Source organism: Flavobacterium kingsejongi, assembly GCF_003076475.1.
Lineage (GTDB): Bacteria > Bacteroidota > Bacteroidia > Flavobacteriales > Flavobacteriaceae > Flavobacterium > Flavobacterium kingsejongi.
Genome location: NZ_CP020919.1, coordinates 2,499,919 through 2,515,975 on the forward strand (window position 1 = coordinate 2,499,919; position 16,057 = coordinate 2,515,975).

General features: G+C 39.3%; 18 protein-coding genes. 10 read left to right on the plus strand and 8 right to left on the minus strand.

Going from position 1 to position 16,057, the window contains the following annotated elements:
* Nucleotides 1–20: 20 nt before the first annotated feature.
* From menA to FK004_RS10985, 4 genes are read left to right on the plus strand one after another with little or no spacing between them, the layout of a single operon-like run.
* On the plus strand, nt 21–950 hold the full coding sequence (menA, locus tag FK004_RS10970) for a 1,4-dihydroxy-2-naphthoate octaprenyltransferase (RefSeq protein ID WP_108737299.1): 930 nt from the start codon (nt 21–23) through the stop codon (nt 948–950).
* 26 nt (nt 951–976) lie between these two features.
* Nucleotides 977–1,654, plus strand: a complete 678-nt coding sequence (locus FK004_RS10975; RefSeq protein ID WP_108737300.1) for a metal-dependent hydrolase — start codon at nt 977–979, stop codon at nt 1,652–1,654.
* The gene (locus tag FK004_RS10980) at nt 1,644–2,882 is read left to right on the plus strand and encodes a tetratricopeptide repeat protein (protein ID WP_227871592.1); all 1,239 of its coding nucleotides are present in this window, start codon (nt 1,644–1,646) and stop codon (nt 2,880–2,882) included. The genes FK004_RS10975 and FK004_RS10980 overlap by 11 nt, the downstream gene beginning before the upstream one ends.
* A 35-nt stretch (nt 2,883–2,917) precedes the next feature.
* Complete coding sequence (locus tag FK004_RS10985) at nt 2,918–3,967, plus strand: o-succinylbenzoate synthase (protein ID WP_108737301.1); 1,050 nt, start codon at nt 2,918–2,920, stop codon at nt 3,965–3,967.
* A 9-nt stretch (nt 3,968–3,976) separates the two neighbouring features.
* On the opposite strand, the gene FK004_RS10990 is transcribed toward FK004_RS10985, so the two are convergent.
* Nucleotides 3,977–4,444 (minus strand): nuclear transport factor 2 family protein, encoded by a 468-nt coding sequence (locus FK004_RS10990; protein ID WP_108737302.1) that lies wholly within the window; start codon nt 4,442–4,444, stop codon nt 3,977–3,979.
* Between the two features lie 120 nt (nt 4,445–4,564).
* Between FK004_RS10990 and FK004_RS10995 the strand changes: the two genes are divergently transcribed.
* Nucleotides 4,565–5,116 carry a hypothetical protein gene (locus FK004_RS10995; RefSeq protein WP_157956078.1) on the plus strand — a complete coding sequence of 184 codons (552 nt, stop codon included), beginning with the start codon at nt 4,565–4,567 and terminating at the stop codon, nt 5,114–5,116.
* Nucleotides 5,117–5,131: 15 nt separating this feature from the next.
* Here FK004_RS10995 and FK004_RS11000 read toward each other — a convergent pair whose 3' ends face one another.
* The 3 genes from FK004_RS11000 to FK004_RS11010 form a co-directional block, all read right to left on the minus strand.
* Complete coding sequence (locus tag FK004_RS11000) at nt 5,132–5,524, minus strand: GreA/GreB family elongation factor (RefSeq protein ID WP_108737304.1); 393 nt, start codon at nt 5,522–5,524, stop codon at nt 5,132–5,134.
* Between the two features lie 10 nt (nt 5,525–5,534).
* Entirely contained in the window at nt 5,535–7,094 is a 1,560-nt protein-coding gene (locus FK004_RS11005; RefSeq protein ID WP_108737305.1) for an FMN-binding glutamate synthase family protein, read from the minus strand.
* Nucleotides 7,095–7,365: 271 nt separating this feature from the next.
* Nucleotides 7,366–7,929, minus strand: coding sequence for a thioredoxin family protein (locus FK004_RS11010; protein ID WP_108737306.1), 564 nt, complete (start codon nt 7,927–7,929; stop codon nt 7,366–7,368).
* 71 nt (nt 7,930–8,000) lie between these two features.
* On the opposite strand from FK004_RS11010, the gene FK004_RS11015 reads away from it, so the two are divergent.
* A complete protein-coding gene (locus FK004_RS11015) occupies nt 8,001–8,333 on the plus strand; it encodes a tRNA-binding protein (RefSeq protein ID WP_108737307.1) in 333 nt (110 codons plus the stop codon).
* 53 nt (nt 8,334–8,386) lie between these two features.
* Here the strand turns inward: FK004_RS11015 and FK004_RS11020 are convergent, their stop codons facing one another.
* Nucleotides 8,387–8,770, minus strand: a complete 384-nt coding sequence (locus FK004_RS11020) for a PUR family DNA/RNA-binding protein (protein ID WP_108737308.1) — start codon at nt 8,768–8,770, stop codon at nt 8,387–8,389.
* 68 nt (nt 8,771–8,838) lie between these two features.
* Nucleotides 8,839–10,599, minus strand: a complete 1,761-nt coding sequence (locus FK004_RS11025) for an ABC transporter ATP-binding protein (protein WP_108737309.1) — start codon at nt 10,597–10,599, stop codon at nt 8,839–8,841.
* A 202-nt stretch (nt 10,600–10,801) separates the two neighbouring features.
* On the opposite strand from FK004_RS11025, the gene FK004_RS11030 reads away from it, so the two are divergent.
* The 4 genes from FK004_RS11030 (at nt 10,802) to yajC (ending at nt 13,745) form a co-directional block, all read left to right on the plus strand.
* Complete coding sequence (locus FK004_RS11030) at nt 10,802–11,905, plus strand: Glu/Leu/Phe/Val dehydrogenase dimerization domain-containing protein (RefSeq protein ID WP_108737310.1); 1,104 nt, start codon at nt 10,802–10,804, stop codon at nt 11,903–11,905.
* Nucleotides 11,906–12,023: 118 nt separating this feature from the next.
* Entirely contained in the window at nt 12,024–12,935 is a 912-nt protein-coding gene (gene nusB, locus FK004_RS11035) for a transcription antitermination factor NusB (RefSeq protein WP_108737311.1), read from the plus strand.
* 18 nt (nt 12,936–12,953) lie between these two features.
* Nucleotides 12,954–13,451, plus strand: a complete 498-nt coding sequence (locus FK004_RS11040) for a DUF1573 domain-containing protein (RefSeq protein ID WP_108737312.1) — start codon at nt 12,954–12,956, stop codon at nt 13,449–13,451.
* Nucleotides 13,452–13,460: 9 nt separating this feature from the next.
* Entirely contained in the window at nt 13,461–13,745 is a 285-nt protein-coding gene (gene yajC / locus FK004_RS11045; RefSeq protein ID WP_108737313.1) for a preprotein translocase subunit YajC, read from the plus strand.
* A 79-nt stretch (nt 13,746–13,824) separates the two neighbouring features.
* Here the strand turns inward: yajC and pepT are convergent, their stop codons facing one another.
* Together pepT and FK004_RS11055 are read right to left on the minus strand one after the other, a co-directional pair.
* Nucleotides 13,825–15,066 carry a peptidase T gene (gene pepT / locus FK004_RS11050; RefSeq protein WP_108737314.1) on the minus strand — a complete coding sequence of 414 codons (1,242 nt, stop codon included), beginning with the start codon at nt 15,064–15,066 and terminating at the stop codon, nt 13,825–13,827.
* An 89-nt stretch (nt 15,067–15,155) separates the two neighbouring features.
* Nucleotides 15,156–15,776, minus strand: coding sequence for an HD domain-containing protein (locus FK004_RS11055; protein WP_108737315.1), 621 nt, complete (start codon nt 15,774–15,776; stop codon nt 15,156–15,158).
* Nucleotides 15,777–16,057 lie beyond the last annotated feature (281 nt).

Sequence of the window (16,057 nt, forward strand, 5' to 3'; positions counted from 1 at the left end):
AAGATTAAAAACACGATACAATGAAACACTGGATTGAAGCTGCAAGATTAAGAACATTACCCTTATCCGTTTCCGGAATTTTAGTAGGGAGTTTGTATGCATTAGCAAACCCTACGCGGGAAGTTTTAACCCCAACTCAGGTTTTTAACTGGAAAATTTTTGGATTTGCGATGCTAACAACGCTGGGATTGCAAATCCTGTCCAATTTTGCAAATGATTATGGCGATGGGATCAAAGGAACCGATAATGAAGACCGCATCGGGCCGAAACGGGCTATCCAAAGCGGAGTGATTACACCCGAAGCAATGAAAAGAGCGCTTATCATTACTTCTGCGCTCACCTTATTGTCTGCCATATTACTGATTTATGTCTCTTTCAAAGATACCAACATAGGCTATTCCATCTTTTTTCTGGTGCTGGGTATCCTGGCCATTATCTCTGCAATTCGCTATACTGTAGGGAATACAGCTTATGGCTACCGTGGATTTGGCGATATTTTCGTTTTTGTCTTTTTCGGACTGGTGAGTACACTGGGGGTTAATTTTTTATATTCCAAACAACTCGACCTGCAGTTGGTATTGCCGGCAGCAGCCATCGGGCTATTGAGTGTTGGGGTTTTAAACCTGAACAACATGCGGGATGAAGCTTCCGATAGAAAATCCAATAAAAATACAATCGTAGTAAAAATTGGTGGTGCAAAGGCCAAAATATATCATTATTTCCTGATCATTACAGCCATGATAATGGTACTGGTATTTTCGTTTATCTATGATGGCGTAGGATTCAGGATTGACCAATATGTATTCCTGGCTGCCTATTTCCCTTTAATCAGCCACCTGGTTACGGTTGCTAAAAATAAAGAACCCCGTGCATTGGATCCGCAACTAAAAAAATTAGCGATCAGCACATTCCTGTTATCCATTTTATTATCAATGGTATTAATATTTTAGATTTTAAACATTAAAAACATACAATCATGAAAATCACATTTTACGGACATGCAAGTTTAGGTATTGAAGTAGGAGGTAAACATATCATCGTTGACCCTTACATTACAGCCAATCCAAAAGCAGCACATATCGATATTGAAACGCTAAAGGCAGATTATATTTTGATCACGCATGCACACGGCGATCACACGCTGGATGTTGAAGCAATAGCCAAACGTACCGGAGCGGTAATTGTATCCAATGCAGAAATTACAGGCTATTACAGCAATCGCGGCCTTAAGGTACATCCGATGAATTTTGGCGGAAGCTGGAAATTTGATTTCGGGAAAGTGAAATATGTAGTAGCACACCATTCCAGTTCTTTTGAAGACGGGACCTATGGGGGGAACCCTGGTGGATTTGTAATTGAAGGGGAACATAAGAATATTTACATCGCAGGCGATACTTCCCTAACGCTGGATATGAAATTAATACCGATGCGTACCAAGCTGGACCTCGCAATTCTCCCGATCGGGAATAACTTTACAATGGACGTTGAAGATGCAATCCTGGCTTCCGATTTTGTGGAATGTGATAAAATCCTGGGATATCACTTTGATACCTTCGGCTATATTGAGATCAATCACGAAGAAGCGAAACGTAAGTTTTTTGAAAAAGGAAAAGACCTGATGCTGCTGGAAATCGGCGAATCGCTTGAACTATAATTTTACCACTTCCTTACTGATGTTTCGAACTATTCTGACGGTGTTTTTATGTGCCGCAACTACATTTTCATTTTCTCAATCTGTTAGCGGATACTGGGATAAAGACCGGGCTACCACAAAAGAGGTGAAATTAGGGCCGGGTGAACGCATTTCCGTTAAGAGTGAAGACTTTCCTGTAGGAACGACGGAACTCGCTTTCCGGATCACACTATTGAATGAAAACCAACAGCTGGCGAATAACCTGGTGTCGGTACTGAAAGTGATTCCGGACCCTTCCGGTTATTCACAGGGTGGTGCCGGAGCGCTGGCAATATTATCATCGGTATCCGGAACGGACAACTGTACGTACGCTATCTTTTCCGATGCGAAAGAAGCTGCGAACTACCAGAAGACTGCAAAGACCGATAAAGCCTGCCTGACGCAACCAAAACCGCTGAGTAAGGATGCTAAAGTAATCTCCCTGAAAAACTACAAATGCCTGACGGCAAATGGACAAAATCTTTGGTTCGGTTTTCAGAGTGAAAACAAGCTGCTGAATGAAAAGATTATACTTGAAATTGTGCCCTGGGTAGATAAAAAACTCAGTACCGGATGGAGCCTGGAAAACAGGAAAACAATATTGGCGAATGTCAAAAGCACAGCGAATGCTCGATTGTTGAAAAATTCGGATAATTATAGCCTTTGTGTTTTAGAAAAAATCAAGGCAAAGCACAGTTTTCAGGAATATAAGAACCTGATGGCTGCTGAAAAAAATAACCTGATTGAAAAGTTTGGGCGCCTATGCCTTGTAGAAACAGGGGATGCAAAAGTCATTGATAACTATTACAGGACGGAAGCCGGCGAGCTAATCAAGGAGGAGAAATATGAAGAAGCGATCCGTATGCTGAATACGAATATTGTAGCCGCCTCAAAAACAAAAGTGTCCGATTATAATATGCTGGGCTATTGTTATCTTTTTACAAGACAATATGAGAAAGCAATTAAACAGCTTCTTGCTGCTGAGCAACTCGATGATTCGGAGCTTACAGTAAAACTCAACCTGGCGCATGCCTACCTTTTGAGTGGAAATCCTGCTGAATCGAGAGAAATTCATAAGAAATTCCGCAAGCAGAATATTGATGCTAAAATCAGTTGGGCGGAGCAAACAAAAAACGATTTTGAAATTTTCCAAAAAGCAGGATTGCCATCGGATAATTTCAAAAAAATATTAAAATTTATTGCGGATTAATCCCTGAATAGTTCACATCATAAAGATAAATTCCTGTGAAAGCCACCTACCAAAAATACATCCTCGATTTTAAAAAGCCCAGCGGGACTTCCAGAGGGATACTGACGGAAAAGGAAACCTGGTTTATCGTCCTGGAGCAGGATGGGAAAAAAGGAATCGGGGAGTGTGGGATATTACGATCCCTGAGTATTGATGACCGTCCGGATTATGAAGCGAAACTGCAATGGGTTTGTGCTAATATTCATTGGGGTATGGAAACGCTATGGGAAGCCTTACTGGAATTTCCTTCGCTGCAGTTTGGCCTGGAAATGGCATTTCGATCTTTGGAAAGCCAAACGCCTTACCTGCTTTTTCCTTCTGAATTTGTTGATGGTACACAGGCTATTGCTATCAATGGATTGGTATGGATGGGCGCTGAGGATTTTATGAAAGCACAGATTGAGGAAAAGATTGCGAATGGTTTTAACTGCATAAAACTCAAGATTGGCGCTATTGATTTTCAGCAGGAATTGGGATTATTACGTTTTATCAGGAGCCATTTTTCCCCGGAACAAATGGAAATTCGCGTAGATGCTAACGGTGGATTTAGTGCAGAAGAAGCTTTAGATAAACTAAATCAATTAGCTAGTTATCAGTTGCATAGTATAGAGCAGCCTATACGTCAACATCAACATGACAGTATGGCAGAATTATGTGAAACTACTTCATTGCCAATCGCACTTGATGAAGAGTTGATAGGAGTATTTACGATTGCTGACAAAGAAGCATTGCTTGCTGCGATTAGGCCGCAATATATCATTTTAAAGCCAAGTCTTATCGGAGGTTTTCGGGGTGCTTCCGAATGGATTGCACTTGCGGAAAAATACAATATTGGCTGGTGGGTTACGTCGGCGCTGGAGAGTAATATTGGATTGAATGCTATCGCACAATGGACTTTTACATTGGGTAATCCGATGCCGCAAGGATTGGGAACCGGAGGATTATATACCAATAATTTCGAATGCCCGCTGGAAGTGCGCCAAGGCAAACTGCATTACAATCCCAAACTTCAATGGGAAGTGGATCCTGCTATTTTTGCTGCTTAGTTACAGCTTTTATTTATTTTGATAGCGGTTCAGAGAAGCTAAGGCTTGTTTGTTGATGCTTTTTTTCAGGAATGCTGTCCAGCCTAATAGGTAGCCTTTCCATTCCAAGGCCTGCTTGGACCAACTCCATAAATCAAAATTATCTTTGTGTTTTATGATTAAGCCTTCCTTGAATTCAAATTTTGCAGCAATACGATTGATTACTTTCCGTTTTGTTTTGGTGAAGATATAGGTTGCGACCCAATTGGCACAACCGGTAGTGTCATCCGATTTGACATTGTAAAAACGAATATCAATTCCTGTTTTGTTATTGGCCAGAAGCATTTTCCACATGGCACGCACATCATCCCCTTTCAGTTTTCCAAAAGCCGGGTCTTCAAATTCTATTTCGGGATGATAACAAGCGATCATTCCATTGGCATTTTGCTGGGAAAAAGCGGTGTAGAATTGGGTAATCAGAACTTCATTGGCATTCATACCGAGGATTTTAGTTTTCTCAAATTTAGCAATAATTCTAATTCAAAGGACAAAAAAATACCAAAATCCTTCGATGGCAGCACAGATAAAAGTTTATATTTGCTTCAAATTTTTATAGCTATGCGCTTCGGAATCCTCATTTTTTTATTGTTTAGTTCACTGGTTACTTTCGGCCAAAGTCATTGTGGCTATGATTTTACTTCTTACTTAGTATTGCACATTCATGAAAATGGAAAACCGACTTCCATTAAAAATTTAAAAAGTACCATTATTGATAGTGTAGGAAATGAGGTGATCAATATTGATAACCGCTACAGCTGGACTCACAGTAATGAGCCAATGCTTTTTACAATGAATTATAAGATAGACGACAAAGGGGTTCGTATTACAGATGCTACTGCTGCAGATGCCTCGGGAAGATGGTTTTTCCCATTTGCAAAAGAAGATTACCTCCTGTCGGTTTCTAATTCCTTTCCTGCCGAGCGTTTTAGCCTGAAAATAGAGGATATCGATGGGGATCAGAATGGAGGGCATTTTGAAACCCAAATAGTGCAATTGAACAGCTTTAATATGTATGTGCTGTGTTCCAGTGAGAATGAGCGCCAGGCGGCCAGATTCGGGCCCAGAACAAACAGGCCCGTTGATATTATACTGGAACTCAAAAAGAAGTAAATACGTTGTCTTGTGTTAGTTATTGGCTACACTATTGGTTACTGCAATAATTCGTAAGGTTTTCATACCGGCGGGCAGATCCCATTCTACTTCATCATTTTCCTTAAATCCGATCAGTGCAATGCTTAATGGCGCGAGTACGGATACTTTAGCTTCTTTTATATTCGCTAAGGACGGAAGTACAATCTGGATTTTCATCCTTTTTTGCGCTTTTACATCTTCTATTTCCAAAAAGGAATTGATCTGGACTACATTGTTTTCCGGCAGGCCTTCTTTGACAATAATAGCGCGGTCCAATTCTCCCGAAAGCTGTGTGAGTTCTTTCGCGTTAGAAACGTTAATGCTGTTTTTGCTCAATTCGCGCAAAATTTGGTAATCTGCCAAACTTAAAATAGGTACTGGTTTCATAATGTAGGTTTTAGAAGTTTATAAATTCTTTTTTCTCCGTTGTTTTTTCCTGAAAATACATTTCTGCAAAACTCAGGTTGGTTTTATGGTCTACCCTTCTGTAGAATACATCTGGTGTGATGAGTTTAGGATTTTCAAATCCACAGGCACCGATAAAATCCGCAAAGGCTTTCATGGTATTATTGTGGAAATGTGCTACACGTACACTTTTGTCGGTGATGTCGAGTCCTCTGTATAGCGATTTGTCCTGGGTAGCAATTCCTACCGGGCACTTTCCGCTGTCACATTGCAGTGCCTGGATACAGCCCAGGGCAAACATCATCCCGCGTGCGCTGTAACAGGCATCAGCGCCCAGGGCCATGGCTTTGGCAATATCAAAAGCTGAAATGATTTTTCCGGAAGAAAGTACTTTGATCTCCTCGCGGACACCGTATTCTTTTAAGGTATTCGTAGCAAATATCAGGGCATCAGCGAGTGCCATTCCCATATAGTCGATGAATTCCAACGGAGCGGCACCAGTTCCACCTTCAGCACCATCAATAGTGATGAAATCGGGAATGATTCCGGTTGCGGTAATGGCCTCAACGATAGCGATAAATTCATCCTTACGGCCAATGCAAATTTTAAATCCTACAGGTTTTCCCTGTGAGAGTTCCCGTAATCTTTTCAGGAAATACAACAGTTCAGTGCTATTGGAAAAAGCAGTATGGCTGGAAGGGGAGTGTACTGCTACAAATGGTTTGATGCTACGGATACGGGCAATTTCAGGGGTGTTTTTTTCTCCTGGCAACAATCCGCCATGCCCGGGTTTTGCCCCCTGTGATAATTTTAATTCGATCATTTTTACCTGCGGATAGCTGGCTCTTTCTGCAAATAATTCTCCGGAGAAACTTCCGTCTTCATTCCGGCATCCAAAATATCCGGTACCAATTTGCCAGATCAGGTCACCACCCTGCAGGTGGAAATCACTGATGCCACCTTCGCCTGTATTGTGGGCAAAACCACCGCGTTGTGCTCCTTTGTTCAACGCAGAAATGGCTGTTTTGCTCAGGGCGCCATAACTCATCGCACTAATGTTATAAATACTTGCGCTGTACGGTTGTTGGCATTGGCTATTGCCAATGGTGGTACGGAAAAAATTCTTGTCGGCGCGTTTTGGGTAAATAGAATGGGCAGCCCATTCATAACCAATACGGTTTGGGTCATCCTGCATCCCAAAGGAAATGGTCTGTTTTACGTTTTTGGCCCGCTGGTATACGATAGAACGCTGTCTTCGGTTGAACGGTTTTCCGTCCAGTTCCCCTTCTATAAAATACTGCCTGAATTCAGGGCGTACGGATTCGAAGAAGTAACGAAGCCTTCCGATCAGCGGATAGTTTTTACGGATGGAATGTTTGGCCTGGAAAGTATCAAATACTACAAATGCCAATGCGATAAGTACAAGCCCTAAAAAGCCAATATGCAGCAAATGATGGTATACCATATAGGTAAATGCAAATAGAGCGCTAAGGGTTACGAACCAGATGATCTGGCGAGCGACTAATGTTTCCCGGAATTTTTTTAGTAACATGATAATGAAAGATTAGATAAAGCAAAATTATCCGGGACGAAAGTCTCCGAATAGGATGTGTTTTAGAAGTGAAATGTAAATCCTCCGTCTGGAGAAAAAAAATGAAGTAGACGGAGGCCTAATTAATAAAGGCTTTGTTGTGTGAAAACCATGCGCATGCAGTATGCTTTTCCAGGCAAAGGGGAGAGTGGGTCGCTATGGTACGATCTGGATGCAAGCTGCAGCTGTTTTTAGTTAACACGCTGCAAAGTTAAGTAAAGAAATTAATATTCTATGGGTTTAACTTCCATTTAATATTGCAGCCAAGGCTTGGTTTTTGATTTTCGGAGATCGCACGGTTATAAATTATAGCATCAATAGCATTTCTTAAATCATTGCCGCTTACCGGAATGGCATTTCCAGGACGCGAATCGTCAAGCTGGCCACGGTAAACGAGCTGGTCATTGGCATCAAAAAGGAAAAAGTCAGGCGTACAGGTAGCGTTATAAGCTCTGGCGGCTTCCTGTTGTGCGTCGTACAGGTAAGGGAAGTCCATCCGGTTGCGCAGGGCAAATTCCGTCATCAGTTCCGGGCTGTCTTCAGGATAGCGTAGGATATCGTTGCTGCTGATTGCGGCTACCCCAATTCCCTGAACACGGTAGTCATTTGCGATCATTACAATTTCATCAATGACATGGTGGACAAAAGGGCAGTGATTGCAGATAAAAACAATCAATGTGCCTTTTTCTCTTTTGATAGTGTCAAATGAAAAGTAATCATTGGAATTGGTGTCTTTTAATAAAAAAAACGGGGCTTTGGTGCCCAACGGAAGCATGTTGGATAAGGTGTTTGACATTGGAACTGTAACTTTTTACCAATTTACAATATTTATTTATATTTGTCCGGTAACGTCTTAAATTAATAACAATGATTAACTGGAATGATTTTGAAAAAGTAGAAATGAGGATTGGAACCATACTGGAAGTCCATGATTTTCCGGAAGCTTTAAAACCGGCCTATCAGCTGCGCATCGATTTTGGTCCGGTGATTGGGATTTTGAAATCATCAGCCCAGATTACGCAACGGTATACAAAAGAAGATTTGGTCGATCGCCAGATTATGGCAGTGGTGAATTTCCCTAAAAAACAAATTGGCAGGTTCATGAGTGAATGCCTTGTTATGGGGGCTGTAGGAGAAGCTGGTGATATAGTATTGCTCGCTCCTGATTTTAAAGTTGAAAACGGGCTTCGGATAGGATAAAAAAAAATCCGAAAATAATTTTTTTCGGATTTTAAATATACTGTTAAATGGTATTAGATATCATCAAAGTCAATATTGGTAAAGCTTTCAATGGTTCTGTCTTCTAAAACAGGTTCCGTTTTTTCAGCAAAATATTCTTTTTTGAAATCTTTTTGGTGTCGTTCTGAAATTACTTCCTCGCCTTTGTTGTTCAGGACATACGAAGTCATCTCCTCTAAAATTTCTGTGAAAGCTGCAAAATCTTCTTTGTAGAGATAAATCTTGTGTTTCTTGAAGTGGAATGAGCCATCTTCTTCAGTAAATTTTTTACTTTCAGTAATAGTGATGTAATAATCCTCTGCTTTCGTAGCTCTTACATCAAAGAAATAAGTTCTCCTTCCGGCTCTTAATACTTTAGAAAAAATTTCTTCTTTTTCTAACAATTCATTTTCTCTCATAATCCTTCTATCAAATTTTGGTTGTTTAGCGATTCAAAAATCTAAAAAAAATCTTAAATGACCAATTATTATTGCAATTCTTTTTCAGAAAGTTGTTTAGTATACAATTCTCTATAATATCCTTCCTGATTTACCAATTGATTATGAGATCCTTGTTGGAGTATTTTTCCGTCTTCCAAAATGATGATTTTATCCGCATTTCGGGCAGATGCAACCCGGTGGCTAACAATGATTGTGGTTTTGTTTTTTGAGATTTTCAACAAGTTATTCAGGATGGTTTCTTCTGTCTCTGTGTCTACTGCTGAAAGGCAGTCGTCAAAGAGCAGGATCCTGGATTCTTTAATAATGGCTCTGGCAATGGATACCCGTTGTTTTTGTCCTCCGGAAAGGGTGATGCCCCGTTCGCCAAGGATCGTTTCATACTGCAGCTTAAAATTCATAATATTGTGATGTACTACAGCAGCTTTTGCGGCATCATGCACTTCTTCATCTGTGGCATTTTCCTTTCCGAACTTGATATTGTTCTTGATGGTATCGGAAAACAGGAATGCGTCCTGGGGAACAAAAGCAATACTGCTGCGTAAATCATGCAGGTTCATCAGGTTAATGCGCTGGTTGTCGATAGTGATATCACCCACCTGAACATCATAAAGCCTGCTGATTAGCGATAATATCGTGGATTTTCCGGAACCCGTTTTTCCAAGTATTGCTAATGTTTCGCCTTGTTTGACGGTAAAGCTAATGTCGTCGAGTGCCTGTATGTTGGTATCTTCGTAGGTAAACGATACATTGTTGAATGCAATATTACCAACAATAGGAGTAGGGGTCAGGGATTTGTTTTTAATCTCGGGTTCAATTTTAAGGAACTCGTTGATTCTTTTCTGGGATGCTTCGGCTTCCTGGACCATAGAAGAAATCCATCCTAATGATGCTACCGGCCAGGTAAGCATGTTTACATATAAGATAAATTGTGCGATTACCCCAATATCAGGAATAGCTCCTTTTACATACAGCATTCCGCCGGCGTAGATGACAATCAGGTTACTAAGCCCGATTAAAAGGATCATAAGCGGGCCAAATAAAGAATTTACCTTGGCAAGATCCATGTTTTTGGTCTTGCTGTCATTGGAGAGTTCCAGGAAGTTGGACTGGATCTTATTTTCAATACTATAGGCTTTGATTACCCGAATTCCCGAAAACATCTCCTGTGCGAAACTGGAGAGGTCGGACAGGTTCTTTTGGTAGATCGTACTTTTTTTGTTGATTTGGGTGCTGAGCTTGAATATGCTATACGATAATATAGGAAGCGGTAATAAGGTGTATAGCGTTAACTGTGGTGATATGATGTACATCTGTACAATCACAACAGCAAACCGAATGGTGGTATTCAGGGTGTACATTACAGCGGGACCTACATACATCCGCACTTTTGCCACATCTTCCGTGATCCGGTTCATTAAATCTCCGGTGCGGTTTTGCTTGTAAAAATTCTGGGATAGATTTTCATATTGCCGGAAAACCTCATTCTTAAGGTCAAACTCTACATGGCGTGACATTACGATAAGGGTTTGGCGCATCAGGAAGGTCAGGCCACCGGCAATAAGTGTCGTAATTAAAATCAGGATAACATTATGAAGTAACTCTGATTTTATCAAAACCGTACTTACGGAAGTATCATTGGAAAACTTCTGAATCCTGCGAATGGAGTCCCCGATAAGTTGTGGTGTATAGAGGGAAAAAAACTGGGCAACGATTGTAATAAAAATCCCGGTTAAAAAACGATATTTATACTTGATGAAATATTTGTTTAAATATTGAAGTTCTTTCATGTTATGTTTTGAATATAAATAAAAAGGAAGGTAAATGTGTTAAAATTGCTGTTATTATAGTATTTTATTTTTCGAAGCAAAAAGAACATTTCGTTGTTGAATTATTATTTAAAGTGATTTTGATTGCAAAGTATTGAATTATATCTTAATTTTGTCTTCTCTTTTTGAAAAAGTCATAAATAATTTTAAATTTTGTCCCCCTATGATTACAGAAGTAACAACAGCAAATGAACTTCATAAAATTGATCCAGTTTTTGGGCAAGTATCATTTAAAGATCATGAGCAAATCGTTTTTTGTCACGACAAAGATACTGGTTTAAAAGCAATAATTGGTATTCATAACACAGTTTTAGGACCTGCATTGGGAGGGACGAGAATGTGGAAATATGCCAACGAATGGGAAGCTTTAAATGATGTATTAAGACTTTCTCGTGGTATGACTTTTAAATCTGCCATTTCAGGATTAGATCTTGGAGGAGGTAAAGCGGTAATAATTGGAGATTCCAAAATAGTTAAAACGCCTGAAATGATTACCAAATTTGGTGAGTATGTTAACTCATTAAGCGGAAGGTATATCACAGCGGAAGATGTAGGTACTACTACAGAAGACATGGATCGTATCAATGATGTGACTAAATTTGTAACCGGTATCTCTGAGTCCAGAGGTGGTTCTGGTAATCCATCTCCTGTAACGGCTTATGGTGTATATATGGGAATGAAAGCGGCTGCCAAATACCAATTTGGGACTGATAACCTGGAAGGCAAAAGAGTTTTGGTACAAGGTATCGGAAATGTAGGGGAAACCCTTGTAAAACACCTTACTAATGAAGGTGCTTTGGTTCAGATCACCGACCTTAACGAGGCAAGAGTAGAAGAAATCGCTAAAAAATATAACGCTCAGATTTTTACCGGAGCTGACCTGTACAGTGCTGATGTGGATATTTATGCTCCATGTGCGCTGGGTGCTACTGTAAATGATGAGACTGTAAATAAAATCAAAGCGAGAGTAATTGCCGGTGCCGCAAACAACCAGTTGGCAAATGAAGTGGTTCACGGGCAGATATTGAAAGACAGAGGTATTGTATATGCTCCTGATTTCTTGATCAATGCTGGTGGAATTATCAATGTATACGGTGAAATCGCAGGATATGATAAAGCAGAAGCTTTAAAAAGAACCGAAAATATCTATAATACTACTTTGGAAATTTTCAGTTTTGCAGAAAGCAACAACATCACCACGCATCAGGCAGCATTAAATATTGCTCAAAACCGTGTTGACGAAAGAAAAAAAGAAACTGCGAAATAAAAATTCGGCATTTCAATATTATTACTATTTTTGCAGAGCGAAAGATTTTCTTTCGCTCTGCTAATTTTTAAATGTTCTTACATACGTGTTAAATAGAAGACATATCCGTGTTAAAGTGATGCAATCCGTCTACGCCATGCATCAGAATAGTTCTGACAATCTTGAAAAGGAAGAAAAATTCCTGTTTCACAGTATTGAAAATATCCAGGATTTATATCTTACGATGCTTTCCATACTGATTGAAATCAAAATTGCCGAAGAAGATTTTATTGAAAAATCCTCTAAAAAACACCTCGCTACAAAAGAAGAACGCAATCCGAATATGAAATTTGTCAACAATGCTGTTTTTCAGCTGCTGACCGATAACAATTCCCTGAGTATCGCCCTTGAAGACAGGAACATTAATAACTGGAAGCTTAATGATGATTACATCTTATTATTGCTGGCAGAAGTTAAGAAAAGCACGATCTATGCCGATTATATGGCAAATACCAAAAATGATTTTGAAGAAGACAAACAGTTTGCTGTTGATATTTTTACCGAAATCATTGCGCCTAATGAAAAGCTGTACGATTACCTGGAGGATCATAAATTAACGTGGGTAGATGATATTCCATTAGTGAATACTGAAATCGTAAAACAACTGAAACAGATTAAGCAATCCGGAGAAAATATCTTTTTTGTGTCCCGGTTGTATAAGGATTCCGATGATAAGGAGTTTATTCGAAGCCTATTTCGTAAAACGATCCTCAATGAAGCTGAATTAACGAAAGAATTTATTGATAAAACACCCAACTGGGATGCGGACAGGATTGCAGAAATTGATACGATCATTTTGAAAATGGCGATCTGTGAATTCCTGAAATTCCCATCTATTCCGGTTAAAGTTACGATTAATGAATACCTGGAAATCGCTAAAGAGTATTCCACACCAAAGAGCAGTATCTTCATCAATGGGATACTGGATAATCTTATTAAGGAATATCAGGCAGAAAATAAATTAAGTAAAACCGGAAGAGGTTTAATGTAATCCCTAATAATTAATAGTATGATTAGAAAATCTTTATGTTTGTTAGCATTTGGAGCGTTAATTTTAACGGCTTCGTGTAAAGATAATGCAGCAAGTAAAATAGACGAGACAAATCTGAAAGCTTCTGAAGAAAGAGAAGCGCAATCGGGTAAATTTCCAGTGGTGGAATTTGCGGAGAAAGAGCACGATTTCGGAACCATCAATGAAGGTGATAAAGTAGAAACGGTATTTAAAGTGAAAAACATCGGTGATGCAGACCTTTTGATTATTGATGCCAAAGGAAGCTGTGGCTGTACCGTTCCGGAATTCCAAAAAACACCGATTAAACCGGGAGAAACGACTGATATGAAAGTGTCTTTCGATTCTAATGGAAAACCAGGGCAGCAACAAAAATCAGTTACGCTGACTACCAATACTGCTTCAGGAACTGAACAGGTAATTATTAAAGCAACCGTAACGCCAAAAGCTGGCGGAATAGGTGTAGCAACTCCTGCAGCATCAAATACAACAAAATAAAATAATATTATGGATCAAGTAATTAAATTTGCACCCTACCTTTTAATGTTCGCTGTAGTCTATTTCTTAATGATTTTACCGCAACAGAAAAAAGCAAAACAAGAAAAAAATTTCGAAAGCGATTTAAAAACCGGTGATAAAATCATTACAAAAAGTGGTCTTCACGGGAAAATTTCTGAACTTGGAGAAACTACAATCGTAATTGAAACTATGTCTGGAAAATTGAAATTAGAGCGTTCTGCTATTTCAATGGAAATGACAAAAAGACTCAATACACCAGTAGTTAAAAAATAAAAAAAAGCTTCAGGATATTCCTGAAGCTTTTTTTGGATATCAAACCCCAGGCTATACTACTATAGCCTGGGGTTTTGTTTTATTTTTTAGTAGCTGTGATCTCAGCAATCTTCACAATTACTTCAACGGCTTTCTGCATACTTTCTACAGGAACATATTCGTATTTTCCATGGAAATTATGGCCGCCAGCAAAAATATTAGGGCAGGGAAGCCCTTTGTATGACAGCTGACAACCGTCTGTGCCACCGCGAATAGGTTTGATCAGGGGTTTGATACCCAATTCTTTCATTGCCTGTTCTGCAATATCCACAATATGGATTACCGGCTCTACTTTTTCTTTCATATTGTAATACTGATCTTTGATTTCAGTAGTTACGATGTCTTCACCAAATTGTTTTGCAAATTTCTTGTTTATTTTTTTGGTGATCTTATGCAGGAGTTCTTTTCTTTTTTCGAATTTCCTTTTATCATGATCCCTGATGATCAGTTCCAAAACGGTTTCTTCGATTTCACCCTTGATGTGGTGCACATGAAAGAAGCCTTCATAACCTCGTGTTCTTTCCGGCACTTCTTCTTTTGGCAGTTTTGAGATGAATTTATTGGCAATCAACATGGAGTTGATCATTTTGCCTTTTGCATAACCTGGGTGTACACTTTTGCCTTTAAAGGTAATCTTGGCACCTGCAGCATTAAAGTTTTCATATTCGAGTTCACCAATCTGGCTACCATCCATAGTATAAGCACATTCAGCACCGAATTTCTCTACATCAAATTTATGGGCGCCACGCCCAATTTCTTCATCCGGAGTAAAACCAATCCTGATTTTTCCGTGTTTGATTTGTGGGTTTTTTACCAAAAATTCCATTGCAGTAACAATTTCGGTAATTCCCGCTTTATCATCAGCACCCAGAAGTGTTGTTCCGTCAGTCGTAATCAGGGTTTGTCCTTTGTATTGTAGCAGGTCGCTGAAATAGTTTGGGGATAATATAATATTCAGTTCCTTGTTCAGGACGATATCTCCTCCATCATAATTAGGGATGATCTGAGGTTTTACATTGGCTCCGGTAAAATCAGGGGTAGTGTCAAAATGAGAGATGAATCCTATAACGGGAACATCGTGATCTACATTGGAAGCCAGTGTTGCCATAATATAGGCGTTTTCGTCAATAGTAACTTCGGTTAATCCAATGGCTTTTAATTCGTCAACCAACTGATTGGCTAAATCCCATTGTTTGGCTGTACTGGGTGTAGTGTCTGAACTGGCGTCAGATTCCGTATCCACAGTTACATAACTGATGAAACGGTCTATAATGTGCTGCATAGTTTTTATTTAAATAATGAAGCACAAAGTTACGATTTATTTGAATTTTTAGGAGGGTAATTTCCGTTGATTTTGGGAGAGCTTTACGATCAGGCGGTAAGGATATGAAGTTCTTTTTCGATATTTTGCCGTGCCTGCTGTTCATAACGCGCATAGAAATAATCGCTTTTAAAAATCCTGTTCATGTCCAGAAAATGATTCAGTACTTTCCTACGGCCGATCTTGAATAGTATTTCAGGATAAAATGTATATTCTTTTTGTATTTGCTCGGTGTATTTGAGGTAAGTGTCCCAGGAACTTCCCAATATGCAAAGGTCGGCATCCGTAAGGAAATTAGTGTCAGGGTCGATTTCGAGGCGATGCCCTTTCGTTGCCATGATCTGGTTGCCGCATTTCAGGACTTTTTCGGTAGGATAGCCTAATGTTTTGAGTTTTTCAATGGCTTTTTCTGCACTTTTAATCTCATTGTCACGCCGGGAGGAAATGTAGACAAAGTCATGATAGAAAACCGTGAATAGTAAAGTATCCCAGTCGACAATGTGTTTTTTTATGGGTTCCAGTTCTGCAAGCATCATTTCCAGATGCTGTAATGTATGGTAATAGCGGCTTTTGGAAGAATAGGTGTCTTCTATCTCTTTCCATAATTTTTCTGCATGTACCGGGTTATCTTTATAGCGTAGGACTAAATCGATAAATATAGTTTTGAGCATATATTCTGAGGCTTTAAGAGTATAAATTTAATTTATAATTTCAGTAAAAAAATATAAAATTATGATAAAAAAAGCCTTAGTTCCGAAGAATAAGGCTTTTGCAAATTAGCACAGCACTAAGTTAGGCTTTTTTCTGATGAAGTGGGAAGCGTGATGCCATTCGTTTGTATTCTGTCGTATTCGCGATACTGAATACAATCGTTTTTAGATTCTTTACAGTTCTGGTACGGAATACTATCATTACTCAATACTATTTTATATTTTTGCCGCACACAACAACA

Excerpts from the sequence above, each read along its gene's own strand:
- menA (WP_108737299.1), top strand. The coding sequence starts at position 21 with ATGAAACACTGGATTGAAGCTGCAAGATTAAGAACATTACCCTTATCC.
- FK004_RS10975 (WP_108737300.1), top strand. The coding sequence starts at position 977 with ATGAAAATCACATTTTACGGACATGCAAGTTTAGGTATTGAAGTAGGA.
- FK004_RS10990 (WP_108737302.1), bottom strand. The coding sequence starts at position 4,444 with ATGAATGCCAATGAAGTTCTGATTACCCAATTCTACACCGCTTTTTCC.
- FK004_RS10995 (WP_157956078.1), top strand. The coding sequence starts at position 4,565 with ATGCGCTTCGGAATCCTCATTTTTTTATTGTTTAGTTCACTGGTTACT.
- FK004_RS11000 (WP_108737304.1), bottom strand. The coding sequence starts at position 5,524 with ATGAAACCAGTACCTATTTTAAGTTTGGCAGATTACCAAATTTTGCGC.
- FK004_RS11005 (WP_108737305.1), bottom strand. The coding sequence starts at position 7,094 with ATGTTACTAAAAAAATTCCGGGAAACATTAGTCGCTCGCCAGATCATC.
- FK004_RS11010 (WP_108737306.1), bottom strand. The coding sequence starts at position 7,929 with ATGTCAAACACCTTATCCAACATGCTTCCGTTGGGCACCAAAGCCCCG.
- FK004_RS11015 (WP_108737307.1), top strand. The coding sequence starts at position 8,001 with ATGATTAACTGGAATGATTTTGAAAAAGTAGAAATGAGGATTGGAACC.
- FK004_RS11020 (WP_108737308.1), bottom strand. The coding sequence starts at position 8,770 with ATGAGAGAAAATGAATTGTTAGAAAAAGAAGAAATTTTTTCTAAAGTA.
- FK004_RS11025 (WP_108737309.1), bottom strand. The coding sequence starts at position 10,599 with ATGAAAGAACTTCAATATTTAAACAAATATTTCATCAAGTATAAATAT.
- FK004_RS11030 (WP_108737310.1), top strand. The coding sequence starts at position 10,802 with ATGATTACAGAAGTAACAACAGCAAATGAACTTCATAAAATTGATCCA.
- nusB (WP_108737311.1), top strand. The coding sequence starts at position 12,024 with ATGCAATCCGTCTACGCCATGCATCAGAATAGTTCTGACAATCTTGAA.
- FK004_RS11040 (WP_108737312.1), top strand. The coding sequence starts at position 12,954 with ATGATTAGAAAATCTTTATGTTTGTTAGCATTTGGAGCGTTAATTTTA.
- yajC (WP_108737313.1), top strand. The coding sequence starts at position 13,461 with ATGGATCAAGTAATTAAATTTGCACCCTACCTTTTAATGTTCGCTGTA.
- pepT (WP_108737314.1), bottom strand. The coding sequence starts at position 15,066 with ATGCAGCACATTATAGACCGTTTCATCAGTTATGTAACTGTGGATACG.
- FK004_RS11055 (WP_108737315.1), bottom strand. The coding sequence starts at position 15,776 with ATGCTCAAAACTATATTTATCGATTTAGTCCTACGCTATAAAGATAAC.